Source organism: Salmonella sp. 3C (assembly GCF_025426275.1).
GTDB classification, from domain to species: Bacteria; Pseudomonadota; Gammaproteobacteria; order Enterobacterales; family Enterobacteriaceae; genus Salmonella; species Salmonella enterica.
This window is the reverse complement of the sequence record NZ_CP104858.1, coordinates 4,042,452-4,054,974: the sequence shown is the minus strand read 5'-3', so window position 1 is coordinate 4,054,974 and position 12,523 is coordinate 4,042,452. Positions and strand designations below refer to the sequence as shown.

Sequence of the window (12,523 nt, the reverse complement as noted above, 5' to 3'; positions counted from 1 at the left end):
ATGACAACACTTCTCAACCCCTACTTTGGTGAATTCGGCGGCATGTATGTGCCGCAGATCCTGATGCCTGCGCTGAACCAGCTTGAAGAGGCCTTCGTCAGCGCGCAAAAAGATCCTGAATTTCAGGCGCAATTCGCCGATCTGCTAAAAAACTACGCGGGACGCCCCACCGCGCTGACGAAATGCCAGAACATTACCGCCGGTACGCGTACCACGTTGTATTTAAAGCGCGAAGATTTACTGCACGGCGGCGCACACAAAACCAATCAGGTACTGGGTCAGGCGCTGCTGGCCAAACGGATGGGTAAAAGCGAGATTATCGCTGAAACCGGCGCCGGTCAGCACGGCGTCGCCTCTGCGCTCGCCAGCGCCCTGCTGGGTCTGAAATGCCGTATCTATATGGGTGCCAAAGACGTTGAGCGCCAGTCGCCGAACGTCTTCCGTATGCGTCTGATGGGCGCTGAGGTTATCCCGGTTCATAGCGGCTCCGCTACGCTAAAAGATGCCTGTAACGAGGCGCTGCGCGACTGGTCCGGTAGTTACGAAACCGCGCACTATATGCTCGGCACGGCGGCAGGACCGCATCCCTATCCCACCATCGTTCGCGAGTTCCAACGCATGATTGGCGAAGAGACGAAAGCGCAAATCCTCGACAAAGAGGGCCGTCTGCCAGATGCCGTTATCGCTTGCGTCGGCGGCGGCTCAAACGCTATCGGGATGTTTGCGGATTTTATTAATGATACCAGCGTCGGGCTAATAGGCGTTGAACCTGGCGGTCACGGTATTGAAACCGGCGAGCATGGCGCGCCGCTTAAACATGGTCGCGTTGGCATCTATTTCGGGATGAAAGCGCCGATGATGCAAACAGCGGACGGGCAAATTGAAGAGTCCTATTCCATTTCCGCCGGGCTCGATTTCCCATCCGTTGGGCCGCAACATGCGTACCTGAACAGCATCGGACGCGCGGATTATGTCTCCATTACCGATGATGAGGCGCTGGAAGCCTTCAAAACGTTGTGCCGCCATGAGGGAATTATCCCGGCGCTGGAATCCTCCCACGCGTTGGCGCACGCTCTGAAAATGATGCGCGAGCAGCCGGAAAAAGAGCAACTGCTGGTGGTCAATCTCTCTGGCCGCGGAGATAAAGACATCTTTACCGTACACGATATCCTGAAAGCGCGAGGGGAAATCTGATGGAACGCTACGAAAATTTATTTGCACAGCTCAACGATCGCCGGGAAGGCGCTTTTGTCCCCTTCGTGACCCTGGGCGACCCTGGCATTGAACAGTCACTGAAAATTATCGACACACTGATTGACGCTGGCGCCGACGCTCTGGAACTGGGGGTTCCCTTCTCCGATCCGCTGGCCGATGGCCCTACCATCCAGAATGCGAACTTACGCGCCTTCGCCGCTGGCGTCACGCCGGCTCAGTGTTTTGAAATGCTGGCGCTGATTCGTGAAAAACACCCGACCATTCCGATTGGCCTGCTAATGTACGCGAATCTGGTGTTCAATAACGGCATAGATGCGTTCTATGCCCGTTGTGAACAGGTTGGCGTAGATTCCGTGCTGGTCGCAGATGTCCCGGTTGAAGAGTCGGCCCCCTTCCGCCAGGCGGCGTTACGGCATAATATCGCGCCGATCTTCATCTGCCCGCCAAATGCGGATGACGATCTTCTGCGCCAGGTCGCATCTTACGGCCGCGGTTACACCTACCTGCTTTCGCGTTCGGGCGTCACCGGCGCGGAAAACCGTGGCGCATTGCCGTTGCATCATCTCATTGAGAAGCTTAAAGAGTACCATGCCGCGCCTGCGTTACAGGGCTTCGGTATCTCCTCGCCGGAACAGGTGTCTGCGGCCGTGCGTGCCGGGGCGGCTGGCGCTATCTCCGGCTCAGCCATTGTCAAGATTATCGAGAAAAACCTCGCGTCTCCCGAACAGATGTTGGCGGAGCTCAGGTCCTTTGTCTCAGCCATGAAAGCCGCCAGCCGCGCATAACGAGTTAAGCCGTCAGCATAACGCTGGCGGCTTAATGAGTGGCTGGCGCCGAACCAGAATCACGATTCAGATGTACATCATCAATCTTTTTGGTGTTATTCCCCGTCCAGCTTTCAAAAAGTCTGAAGTCAATTTTTGCTAAGAAAACTCCTAATCACGCCGAAAAATTTAGCGTTTTCACGTCAATTTCCCCCGCCTTTATGTAAAGAAATGTCAACAAACAATGCATTAACGTTTCTATGGCTGCAGATAGTGACGCTTGTTATTAATAACAATGCAAAGCATTTTCTGTTAAATCGCTTATTCTAAAAGAAAATATAGAATATATTATCTCTAAACCATTTTTTGTGCGTTATTTACGCGGTAAATCACAACTATTTCCGTCAATTTGACTAATCGGTTTAACCAACTAATTTTAATAGGGTGTCGACACGGTTAAAACCGATTTTTTCAGCAAGCAACGAGACAGGAGAAATAATATGGCCGAACATCGTGGTGGTTCAGGAAATTTCGCCGAGAATCGTGAAAAAGCATCTGAAGCGGGCCGCAAAGGCGGTCAGCATAGCGGCGGGAATTTCAAAAACGATCCGCAACGAGCTTCTGAAGCCGGTAAAAAAGGTGGTCAGAATAGTCACGGCGGACGTAAATCCGATAATTCCTGATTTACTGTAATGTAAATACAACACATGCTTTTATCAAGCAATCTGCGAGTCTTCTGGCTCGCAATATTTTGCCCAGGAGAATTAGATTTATGAATATCAAAACCGTTGAAGACCTTTTTATCCATCTACTTTCAGATACCTATAGTGCAGAAAAACAATTAACCAAGGCTCTTTCTAAACTAGCCAGAGCCACGTCCAATGAAAAATTAAGCCAGGCCTTTCAATCTCATCTTGAAGAAACCCGGGGTCAGATTGAACGTATTGATCAGATCGTCGAATCTGAATCTGGCATTAAACTGAAAAGAATGAAATGCGTCGCTATGGAAGGGCTGATCGAAGAAGCCAATGAAGTCATCGAAAGTACGGAGAAAAACGAAGTACGCGATGCAGCGCTTATCGCCGCGGCGCAAAAAGTCGAGCATTACGAAATCGCCAGCTACGGCACGCTAGCCACCCTGGCCGAGCAGCTCGGCTATAGCAAGGCATTAAAACTGCTCAAAGAAACCCTCGACGAGGAAAAACAAACTGATTTAAAACTTACCGATTTAGCAGTCAGCAATGTTAATAAAAGTGCTGAACGCAAATCGAAATAATATTTTTAATTATCAGCTTGCATGATTCCGATTTTATTATCGGAGCAGATTATCACGCATTGAGGAATGTAAAATGAATTATACTGAACATTATCATGACTGGCTTCGTGACGCCCATGCCATGGAAAAACAGGCAGAATCGATGCTTGAATCTATGGCCAGCCGTATTGAAAATTATCCTGATATAAAAGCCAGAATTGAACAACATATTAGTGAAACCAAACATCAAATTACCATGCTCGAAGAAGTATTGGACCGTAATGGCATTTCTCGTTCGGTGTTGAAAGACTCCATGAGTAAAATGGCAGCAATGGGGCAATCTATCGGTGGCATGTTCCCTTCCGATGAAATTGTCAAAGGCTCAATTAGCGGTTATGTTTTCGAGCAGTTCGAAATTGCTTGTTATACCTCCCTGCTGGCGGCGGCAAAAAAAGCTGGCGACACTGCCTCAATTCCGACGATTGAAGCCATTCTGAAAGAAGAAATGCAAATGGCTGACTGGCTGATCAAACATATTCCGCAGACAACGGAACAATTTTTACTGCGATCTGAAGCAGATGGCGTTGAAGCCAAAAAATAAATAATAAGCAGGAGGCAATATGTTTCGACACGTAAAACAACTTCAATATACTGTGCGAGTGAGCGAACCTAATCCTGGATTAGCGAACCTGCTGCTGGAACAGTTTGGCGGCCCGCAGGGCGAACTGGCGGCCGCCTGCCGCTACTTCACGCAAGGTTTAAGCGATGATGATGCCGGTCGTAGAGAAATGTTAATGGACATCGCCACCGAGGAGCTGAGTCATCTGGAAATTATCGGCTCACTGGTAGGAATGCTTAATAAAGGCGCTAAAGGCGAGCTGGCGGAAGGTACCGAAAACGAAGCGGAACTTTATCGCTCGCTGACGCAGAATGGTAATGACAGCCATATCACCTCTCTGCTGTATGGCGGCGGCCCGGCGTTGACGAACTCCGGCGGCGTACCGTGGACCGCGGCTTATATTGATACTATCGGCGAAGTCACAGCCGATCTACGCTCAAACATCGCGGCAGAGGCGCGAGCGAAGATCATTTATGAACGCCTGATTAATCTGACCGACGATCCCGGCGTAAAAGACACGCTCAGTTTCTTAATGACCCGTGAAGTCGCGCACCAGCTCTCTTTTGAAAAGGCGCTGTATTCGATTCGTAACAACTTCCCGCCGGGTAAATTACCGCCGGTAGAACAGTATACCGACGTGTACTACAACATGTCGCAAGGCGACGATCCGCGAGGTAGCTGGAATAGCGATGAGAACTTCAACTATGTCGCAGAACCGATGCCTGCTGTTGATGGCGGCGATGGCCTGGCGACAGTGAAATTGCCGCGCGAGCAGATGGCGCTGCTCAAAGCGATGGCAGAAAGAACGAAATCGGACCCCACCGTTGATCCTCTCACTGGCGCAGAACTAGGCTGCGGCGAACCGAAAGAAGACAAGTGAGTTCCGACAAGTAAAATCCGTGTGTCATGTCCTTTTTTGACCCCGCCTGGCGGGGTCTTTTTTCGTCACAACATCACGCGATTAGAAACGATAGCCTGCCGAGAACATAAATACCCATGGGTCCAGACGCACGCTGTCATGATGCTGAACGCCGCCCATTTTATAATTGGCGGTAGTATCAATATCCATGTACCAGACAGAGGCGCCAATTAACCAGTCGCGGTTAATCAGGTAATCTACCCCAACTTGCCCTGCCGCGCCCCAGGAATCCTTAAAGCTCAGATCGGACAGCCCGGCATTTTTACCATTATCGTTAAAGTCGTTATCGAAGAAGGTGGTGTAGTTCACCCCCACGCCGACATAAGGACGCACTTTGCTGCTGGAATCGCCGAAGTACCACTGCGCCATTAACGTTGGCGGTAACAGGTGAACCGTGGCGATATCTCCCGTCGCGCCCGTACCCACCTTATGGCGGAACGGCGTGGCCGCCAGCAATTCAACCCCGATATTGTCCGTCGCCATGTAAGTGAATGTCAGGCCGAGTTGCGTGTTATTACTCACATCAAACCCGTTTAAATGCCCCAGCGTACCACCCGCCCCTTCTGTAGGTCTGACGGTTGCCGGACCTGCACGCATAAAGAATTCTCCGGCTTCGTGCGCGAAAGCGCTGCCTGAGAGAAGAGTTGTTAACGCCAGTGCCGCCACTGTAAATTTTTTCATACCCGCTCCATCGTTATGGTTATAAAAGCGTGATGAATATACCCACAATGAAGTAATAAGTGATCTAACACAGATCACATTTGTTCTTATAATTTAACATTTATTGATCCAGATTAATTTAGAACTTGTATTGAAAATCCTGGTTATAGGAGTTCAGATCAATTTTGACATATTCACGCTATGCAAATATTTGTCTGCTCCTGTTGCCCTGGCGATAAAGGCTGGCTAAGGTAATCAATGTCCCGCAATGGCGCGTGGCGGTAAGATTCGCGAACACTGCGGGACAGATTAATTTCCGTTGTAATCTATTGATACGTGAGTTTTTTGCAGGTGAATCATGAGCGTTCTTAACCCATGCATGACATGCGGTGCCTGTTGTGCCTATTTTCGTGTCTCCTTTTATTGGGCTGAAGGCGACGATGCCAGCGGACGCGTTCCGGCGTCATTAACCGAGCCTGTTACCCCTTTTTTACGTTGTATGGCCGGTACCAACCAAAAACAGCCGCACTGTAAAGCGCTAATTGGCACGCCGGGTGAAAACGTCAGTTGCGCTATTTATGAAAACCGCCCTTCAACCTGTCGCGAATTTTCGATATCGGGCGAAGGAGGCGAAGTGAATGAGGCGTGTAATCGCGCCCGCGCGCGATACGGATTACCGCCGCTTTACAAAGATATGCTTTTCCATACAACTGCTGATGCTGCCACTGTAGAGTTATCCAGGGTACAATTGCCCGCAAATTAACACCTGCAAAACTCAAGGAGAGTGCATGTCTATCACGGCGAAGTCCGTTTACCGTGACGCCGGAAATTTTTTCCGAAATCAATTTATTACTATCTTGCTGGTTTCGTTGCTGTGCGCATTTATCACGGTGGTCTTAGGTCATGCCTTTTCACCCAGCGATGCGCAAATCGCGCAACTCAGTGAAGGAGAACATCTGGCAGGCAGCGCTGGCCTGTTTGAGCTGGTACAAAATATGACGCCGGAGCAGCAGCAGATCCTGTTGCGCGCCTCTGCCGCCTCGACGTTTTCCGGGCTTATCGGCAACGCTATTCTGGCCGGCGGTATCATCCTGATGATTCAGTTAGTTTCAGCGGGACATCGGGTTAGCGCGCTGCGCGCTATCGGCGCCAGCGCCCCTGCATTGCCTAAACTGTTTATTCTCATTTTTCTGACTACCCTGTTAGTGCAAATCGGTATAATGCTGATTGTCGTTCCGGGGATTATTATGGCCATTGTGCTGGCGCTTGCGCCAGTGATGTTGGTTGAAGAGAAAATGGGCGTGTTTGCCGCAATGCGCAGCAGTATGCGTTTAGCCTGGGCTAACATGAGACTGGTCGCGCCTGCGGTGATAGGCTGGTTACTGGCTAAAACATTGCTATTGCTGTTCGCGCCCAGCTTCGCTGTACTGACCCCAAATGTAGGCGCTGTACTGGCGAATACGTTGAGCAATCTGATTTCCGCAGTATTGCTTATCTACTTATTCCGCCTGTATATGTTGATTCGCCAATAATCCGCAATGCGCCGTTACGCGGCGCATTCGACGCTCGTTGATGATGGAATCGAAGAATGAAGCAGTTTCTGGATTTTTTACCGCTGGTTGTCTTTTTTGCGTTTTATAAACTTTATGACATCTATGCGGCGACCTCCGCACTGATTGTCGCGACGGCAATCGTGCTGATTTATAGCTGGGTGCGCTATCGGAAAATAGAGAAGATGGCGCTGATTACCTTTGTTCTGGTTGCCGTCTTCGGCGGTCTGACGCTCTTCTTCCATAACGATGAATTTATTAAATGGAAGGTGACAGTTATTTATGCGCTGTTCGCCGGCGCGCTGTTAATAAGCCAGTGGGTGATGAAAAAACCGTTAATCCAACGTATGTTAGGTAAAGAACTGGCGTTGCCGCAGCAGGTCTGGTCAAAGCTGAACCTGGCGTGGGCGCTGTTTTTTATTGTGTGCGGTCTGGCTAACATTTATATCGCCTTCTGGTTGCCGCAAAATATCTGGGTCAACTTTAAGGTCTTCGGACTCACGGCGCTGACGCTCATTTTTACCCTGCTGAGCGGCGTCTATATCTACCGGCATCTGCCACAGGAAGATAAATCATAACCCTCCCGTGACTTATCATCGCCAGACTGCGAACGCCTGGCGATATTTTCTTCGCCTTTACGCCCTGCGCTTTCCCGTCAGTACCTTTATTCCCACTATTCTCCACACAAAATTCATAGTAGCATCGCGGCTGTAATTTTTTCTGATAGTCGGTTTTACAATGACAACAATGGATAATACTCCTCAGGGCGAGCTGGTTTTACGTACATTGGCCATGCCTGCCGATACCAATGCGAACGGCGATATTTTTGGCGGCTGGCTGATGTCGCAAATGGATATTGGCGGCGCGATACTGGCCAAAGAGATCGCGCACGGTCGGGTTGTAACCGTACGCGTGGAAGGAATGACATTTCTGCGCCCCGTCGCGGTTGGCGATGTCGTATGCTGCTACGCGCGCTGCGTTAAACGCGGTACGACGTCTATTAGCATCAATATTGAAGTCTGGGTGAAAAAAGTCGCATCAGAACCGATTGGACAGCGCTACAAGGCCACCGAGGCGCTGTTTATTTATGTTGCCGTCGATCCAGACGGTAAACCCCGCCCGCTCCCGGTTCAGGGTTAAGTATTCCCGCTTACGCCGCCAGCAGGTGATGGTATATTCCTGGCTGGCGGCGCCAGAGATTACTCAATCTGCGCCGTACCGTTCAGACGGAAGATAATATTGACCACCAGCCCGGAACCCGGCTTGCCTGCTTCATAGCGCCATTTGCGCATCGCATTCTTAACTTCACGCTCAAACATATTGGCTGGCTGCGCGGACAGAATCTGTACATTTTCCACTCGCCCAGCAGAGGTCACATCAAACTTCACCTTTACGCGGCCTTCAATACGTAACGCCTGTGCTCGCGCCGGATACTGCGGCTGGTTACGGCTCAGAGCTCGAGGTCCAGTGGGCACGCTCACCGCCGGCTTGCTGGTCGCCGATGCGGTGCTGCTTGTTGGCCGCATCGGGGCGCTATTTTCAAACGGTGAGGCAGGACGCGGCGCGGCTGGTTTGACTTCGCGCTTCGGCTGCTCTTCAACCTTTTTCACCGGTTCCGGTTTCGGTTTTGGCTTGGGTTTTGGCTTAGGTTTGGGTTTCTCCATCACCACGGGCGCTTCTTTAGGCGGTTCAGGGATCGGCTCTGGCTCCGGTTCGGGTTCAACCACCGGCTCCGGCGGCGGCTGAACCGCCTGGGGCGGCTCCAGGTCAGCGGGTGAAACCATTGTCACCGTGATAGGCTGCGCTGGCGCAGGCAATTCAATAACCTGATGTACCGAGGTATAGAGCAAACCTGCCACTACAGCACCATGAATGCCTACGGAAAGGAGTGTCGGCCAGGGAAAGCGACGAGGTAAATCAAGGGTCATTGAAGTCATAATCGTTTCAGTTGAAAAACCAGAGCTGAATTTTAAATGCAAATAGCAATCATATTCAATAAGGCATTGCCGATAGCGGCATTTAAAAGATGATATTGCACAAAAATACCACACAAAATGTGCATGTTTAACAAAGTCGGTATCTTTACATTGCAGTTAAATGCCCTTTCCAATAACGTAATCAGCAACTTTTACCGATTAAGGAGCTCTACCCGTGCTGTATGTTATTTACGCTCAGGATAATGCCAACTCGCTTGAAAAACGCCTCTCGGTACGGCCCGCGCATCTGGCGCGCCTGCAACTTCTGCATGATGAAGGGCGATTATTAACTGCCGGGCCGATGCCCGCAGTGGACAGTAACGATCCTGGGGTAGCCGGATTTACCGGGTCAACGGTGATTGCTGAATTTGAATCTTTAGAAGCAGCGCAATCCTGGGCTGATGCGGATCCCTACGTCGCAGCGGGCGTCTATGCGCAGGTTTCGGTCAAACCGTATAAGAAGATCTTTTGAAAAGGATGGCCTGTTGGGCACCGCATACGGTGCCCTTTCTGGCTCACACACCGTGAATCGCAAAGAGTAATGAATTACGCTGACGATTAAAGATGCATTTCCTGATAGTATGGATACGCATATTACGGCGTGATTGCCCTTCAAGCCAACGCGCTTTACGGCGGCTCGCCTGACGTAGCATTCGCCAGCGCCCCACTTCCGTTCTACTACGCTTCATGTTTACGACTCTCACTGTAACAGAAGCGCCATTATACCCCCTCGCCGGATGCAGACCAGCGCTTTTCCCGTGTTTTTATTTGCCATGTGAATCCTGACGCGTAAACTCTTAACAACACGCTTTCTAAAGGATTTTTAAAGTTATGACAACCTTCTACACCGTGGTGAGTTGGCTGGTCATTTTGGGATACTGGGTTCTCATTGCCGGCGTCACATTACGTATTCTAATGAAACGGCGCGCAGTTCCCTCCGCAATGGCCTGGTTGTTAATCATCTATATCCTTCCGCTGGTCGGGATCATCGCCTATTTGTCCGTGGGCGAATTGCATTTAGGCAAACGTCGCGCCGAGCGTGCCCGCGCCATGTGGCCATCTACCGCCAAATGGTTGAATGACCTCAAAGCCTGCAAACACATTTTCGCGCAAGAAAACAGTAGCGTCGCATCGTCCTTGTTTAAGCTGTGCGAACGACGTCAGGGGATTGCGGGCGTCAAAGGCAACCAGTTGCAATTACTTACCGACTCCGATGATGTCATGCAGGCGCTTATTCGCGATATCCAACTGGCGCGGCATAATATCGAAATGGTGTTTTACATCTGGCAGCCAGGCGGCATGGCGGATCAGGTCGCTGAATCGCTAATGGCCGCCGCCCGCCGCGGCATCCATTGCCGGCTTATGCTGGATTCCGCGGGTAGCGTCGCTTTCTTCCGCAGCCCCTGGGCGGCCATGATGCGTAACGCTGGCATTGAAGTCGTAGAGGCGCTGAAGGTGAATCTGATGCGCGTCTTTTTACGCCGTATGGATCTTCGCCAGCACCGTAAAATGGTGATGATTGACAATTACATCGCCTATACCGGCAGTATGAATATGGTGGACCCGCGTTTTTTCAAACAGGATGCCGGCGTTGGACAATGGGTCGATTTGATGGCGCGGATGGAAGGCCCCGTGGCGACAGCAATGGGGATTGTTTACTCCTGCGATTGGGAAATCGAGACGGGTAAACGCATTCTGCCTCCCCCGCCGGATGTGAATATTATGCCGTTTGAGCAGGCCAGCGGGCATACCATTCATACCATTGCTTCCGGTCCTGGTTTTCCGGAAGATCTCATTCACCAGGCACTATTAACCGCCACCTATGCTGCGCGCGAATATTTAATTATGACCACGCCATATTTCGTCCCCAGCGACGATCTGCTGCACGCCATTTGTACCGCTGCGCAGCGCGGCGTGGATGTCAGTATTATCCTGCCCCGTAAAAATGATTCACTGCTCGTCGGCTGGGCCAGTCGCGCCTTTTTCAGCGAGTTACTGGCGGCGGGCGTGAAAATCTATCAGTTCGAAGGCGGGCTGTTGCATACTAAAAGCGTGCTGGTCGATGGCGAACTGAGCCTGGTCGGTACCGTGAATCTCGACATGCGTAGCCTGTGGCTTAATTTCGAGATTACGCTGGTCATTGATGATACGGGTTTCGGCGCCGATCTGGCTGCGGTACAGGACGATTATATTTCGCGCTCCCGTCTCTTAGATGCGCGTTTGTGGGTAAAACGTCCGTTATGGCAGCGTATTACCGAGCGATTGTTTTACTTCTTTAGTCCATTGCTGTAAAACGTGACCAACATGAGTAAACAGGTAGTCACTATGGAAATGGATCTGAACAATCGCCTGACTGAAGACGAAACGCTTGAGCAGGCTTACGATATTTTTCTTGAGCTGGCGGCGGATAATCTTGATCCGGCTGATATCATTCTGTTCAATTTGCAATTCGAGGAGCGCGGCGGCGCGGAGTTGTTTGATCCCGCTGAAGACTGGCAAGAGCACGTCGATTTTGACCTGAATCCAGACTTTTTTGCCGAGGTAGTGATTGGCCTAGCGGATACCGAAGACGGCGAAATTAACGACATTTTCGCCCGCGTTCTGCTGTGCCGGGAAAAGGACCACAAGCTGTGCCATATTCTCTGGCGCGAATAAGCGGTTCAGGCCGGATGGCGTCTGATTGCGCCCTCCGGCAAGCCTGTTTAATCCGGTAGCTTACTGCCGCATCGGTTACAATATTGCGCGCTATGTTCATGCTGGCTTTGCTGGCACTGCGGACATTTTCGCTGCCAGTGACGTTTTTGAAACGCGCTGCTCATGTGCGTGGTAATCAGTCCTGTAGGAATCGCAATCACCGAATAACCAATCAAAATAAGCACCGACGCGACAATACGTCCCAGCGGCGTATGCGGCGTAATATCACCATACCCCACGGTTGTGACTGTCACTATCGCCCAATACACCGAGGCATTAAGCGTCGTGAAGCCATATTTCGGTCCTTCAATAAGATACATCAGGGCACCGAAAATAATCATCACGATCGCAATAAATGAATAGAACAGAATAAGCTGATGACGCGCGCTAATAATGGCGCTCCAGAATACGCGCAGGGATGGCATAAAGCGTAGCAGTTTAAGAATACGCAGCACGCGAATCGCTCGCATAGCACGCCAGGCAAACATATAGTTCAGGCTAATTTCCGGCCACAGCCACATGACGTACAGCGGCAAAATCGTCACCAGATCAATAAATCCCCAGAAACTAAAAACGTATTTTGCCGGTTCGGGCCAGCTAAACAGTCTGAGCAAGTATTCACCGGTAAATATCAGGGTAACGCAGAGCTCCAGCCAGACAAAAATATGCCATTCATCAAATGTCAGGTGATATTCCGTTCCTACGCCTGATTCAACAAAAATGACCAGTACGCTAAGCAGCGCAAACAGCGCGCATAACCCTTCAAAACGGCGACCTGAGCGCGTAGTCAAATCGAACAGATTATGATAAAGACGACGGCGAACCGACGACAAAGAAAGTGACACGGTAACCTCACCTAAAAGAAGGGCTG

The 12,523-nt window shown here is 50.7% G+C and carries 17 protein-coding genes; 13 read left to right on the top strand and 4 right to left on the bottom strand.

Annotation, left to right across the window (positions count from 1 at the left end; genetic code table 11):
• The 6 genes from trpB to N7E69_RS19550 all read left to right on the top strand — a co-directional run bounded on the left by trpB (window position 1) and on the right by N7E69_RS19550 (window position 4,733).
• Window positions 1-1,194, top strand: coding sequence for a tryptophan synthase subunit beta (gene trpB / locus N7E69_RS19575; protein WP_000209485.1), 1,194 nt, complete (start codon window positions 1-3; stop codon window positions 1,192-1,194).
• Window positions 1,194-2,000 carry a tryptophan synthase subunit alpha gene (trpA, locus tag N7E69_RS19570; protein ID WP_000443029.1) on the top strand — a complete coding sequence of 269 codons (807 nt, stop codon included), beginning with the start codon at window positions 1,194-1,196 and terminating at the stop codon, window positions 1,998-2,000. The genes trpB and trpA overlap by 1 nt, the downstream gene beginning before the upstream one ends.
• Window positions 2,001-2,479: 479 nt before the next feature.
• Window positions 2,480-2,662 carry a general stress protein gene (locus N7E69_RS19565; protein ID WP_000807657.1) on the top strand — a complete coding sequence of 61 codons (183 nt, stop codon included), beginning with the start codon at window positions 2,480-2,482 and terminating at the stop codon, window positions 2,660-2,662.
• Window positions 2,663-2,751: 89 nt separating this feature from the next.
• Window positions 2,752-3,255, top strand: coding sequence for a ferritin-like domain-containing protein (locus tag N7E69_RS19560; protein WP_108610898.1), 504 nt, complete (start codon window positions 2,752-2,754; stop codon window positions 3,253-3,255).
• A 73-nt stretch (window positions 3,256-3,328) separates the two neighbouring features.
• The gene (locus N7E69_RS19555; protein WP_001109977.1) at window positions 3,329-3,835 is read left to right on the top strand and encodes a ferritin-like domain-containing protein; all 507 of its coding nucleotides are present in this window, start codon (window positions 3,329-3,331) and stop codon (window positions 3,833-3,835) included.
• A 19-nt stretch (window positions 3,836-3,854) separates the two neighbouring features.
• Window positions 3,855-4,733, top strand: coding sequence for a manganese catalase family protein (locus tag N7E69_RS19550; RefSeq protein ID WP_000488349.1), 879 nt, complete (start codon window positions 3,855-3,857; stop codon window positions 4,731-4,733).
• A gap of 81 nt (window positions 4,734-4,814) precedes the next feature.
• Here N7E69_RS19550 and ompW read toward each other — a convergent pair whose 3' ends face one another.
• Complete coding sequence (ompW, locus tag N7E69_RS19545; RefSeq protein WP_000714799.1) at window positions 4,815-5,453, bottom strand: outer membrane protein OmpW; 639 nt, start codon at window positions 5,451-5,453, stop codon at window positions 4,815-4,817.
• 337 nt (window positions 5,454-5,790) lie between these two features.
• Here ompW and N7E69_RS19540 point away from each other — a divergent pair, with 337 nt between their 5' ends.
• The 4 genes from N7E69_RS19540 (at window position 5,791) to yciA (ending at window position 8,122) form a co-directional block, all read left to right on the top strand.
• Window positions 5,791-6,195 carry a YkgJ family cysteine cluster protein gene (locus tag N7E69_RS19540; protein WP_000114955.1) on the top strand — a complete coding sequence of 135 codons (405 nt, stop codon included), beginning with the start codon at window positions 5,791-5,793 and terminating at the stop codon, window positions 6,193-6,195.
• Between the two features lie 25 nt (window positions 6,196-6,220).
• Entirely contained in the window at window positions 6,221-6,964 is a 744-nt protein-coding gene (locus N7E69_RS19535; protein WP_000028507.1) for a YciC family protein, read from the top strand.
• Between the two features lie 56 nt (window positions 6,965-7,020).
• Window positions 7,021-7,560 (top strand): septation protein A, encoded by a 540-nt coding sequence (locus tag N7E69_RS19530; RefSeq protein WP_000808683.1) that lies wholly within the window; start codon window positions 7,021-7,023, stop codon window positions 7,558-7,560.
• A 160-nt stretch (window positions 7,561-7,720) separates the two neighbouring features.
• A complete protein-coding gene (yciA, locus tag N7E69_RS19525; protein ID WP_000210317.1) occupies window positions 7,721-8,122 on the top strand; it encodes an acyl-CoA thioester hydrolase YciA in 402 nt (133 codons plus the stop codon).
• Window positions 8,123-8,181: 59 nt separating this feature from the next.
• Here the strand turns inward: yciA and tonB are convergent, their stop codons facing one another.
• Window positions 8,182-8,910: a TonB system transport protein TonB gene (gene tonB, locus N7E69_RS19520; protein ID WP_001675661.1), complete on the bottom strand. Its 729-nt coding sequence runs from the start codon at window positions 8,908-8,910 to the stop codon at window positions 8,182-8,184.
• A 223-nt stretch (window positions 8,911-9,133) separates the two neighbouring features.
• Between tonB and N7E69_RS19515 the strand changes: the two genes are divergently transcribed.
• The gene (locus tag N7E69_RS19515; protein WP_000967605.1) at window positions 9,134-9,430 is read left to right on the top strand and encodes a YciI family protein; all 297 of its coding nucleotides are present in this window, start codon (window positions 9,134-9,136) and stop codon (window positions 9,428-9,430) included.
• A gap of 43 nt (window positions 9,431-9,473) precedes the next feature.
• Here the strand turns inward: N7E69_RS19515 and N7E69_RS19510 are convergent, their stop codons facing one another.
• Entirely contained in the window at window positions 9,474-9,647 is a 174-nt protein-coding gene (locus tag N7E69_RS19510; protein ID WP_001531561.1) for a YciY family protein, read from the bottom strand.
• A 142-nt stretch (window positions 9,648-9,789) separates the two neighbouring features.
• On the opposite strand from N7E69_RS19510, the gene cls reads away from it, so the two are divergent.
• Window positions 9,790-11,250 (top strand): cardiolipin synthase, encoded by a 1,461-nt coding sequence (gene cls, locus N7E69_RS19505; RefSeq protein ID WP_000206886.1) that lies wholly within the window; start codon window positions 9,790-9,792, stop codon window positions 11,248-11,250.
• A 33-nt stretch (window positions 11,251-11,283) separates the two neighbouring features.
• Complete coding sequence (locus N7E69_RS19500; RefSeq protein ID WP_000425070.1) at window positions 11,284-11,613, top strand: HI1450 family dsDNA-mimic protein; 330 nt, start codon at window positions 11,284-11,286, stop codon at window positions 11,611-11,613.
• 47 nt (window positions 11,614-11,660) lie between these two features.
• Here N7E69_RS19500 and N7E69_RS19495 read toward each other — a convergent pair whose 3' ends face one another.
• Complete coding sequence (locus tag N7E69_RS19495; protein ID WP_000059074.1) at window positions 11,661-12,497, bottom strand: ion transporter; 837 nt, start codon at window positions 12,495-12,497, stop codon at window positions 11,661-11,663.
• Between the last annotated feature and the right edge of the window lie 26 nt (window positions 12,498-12,523).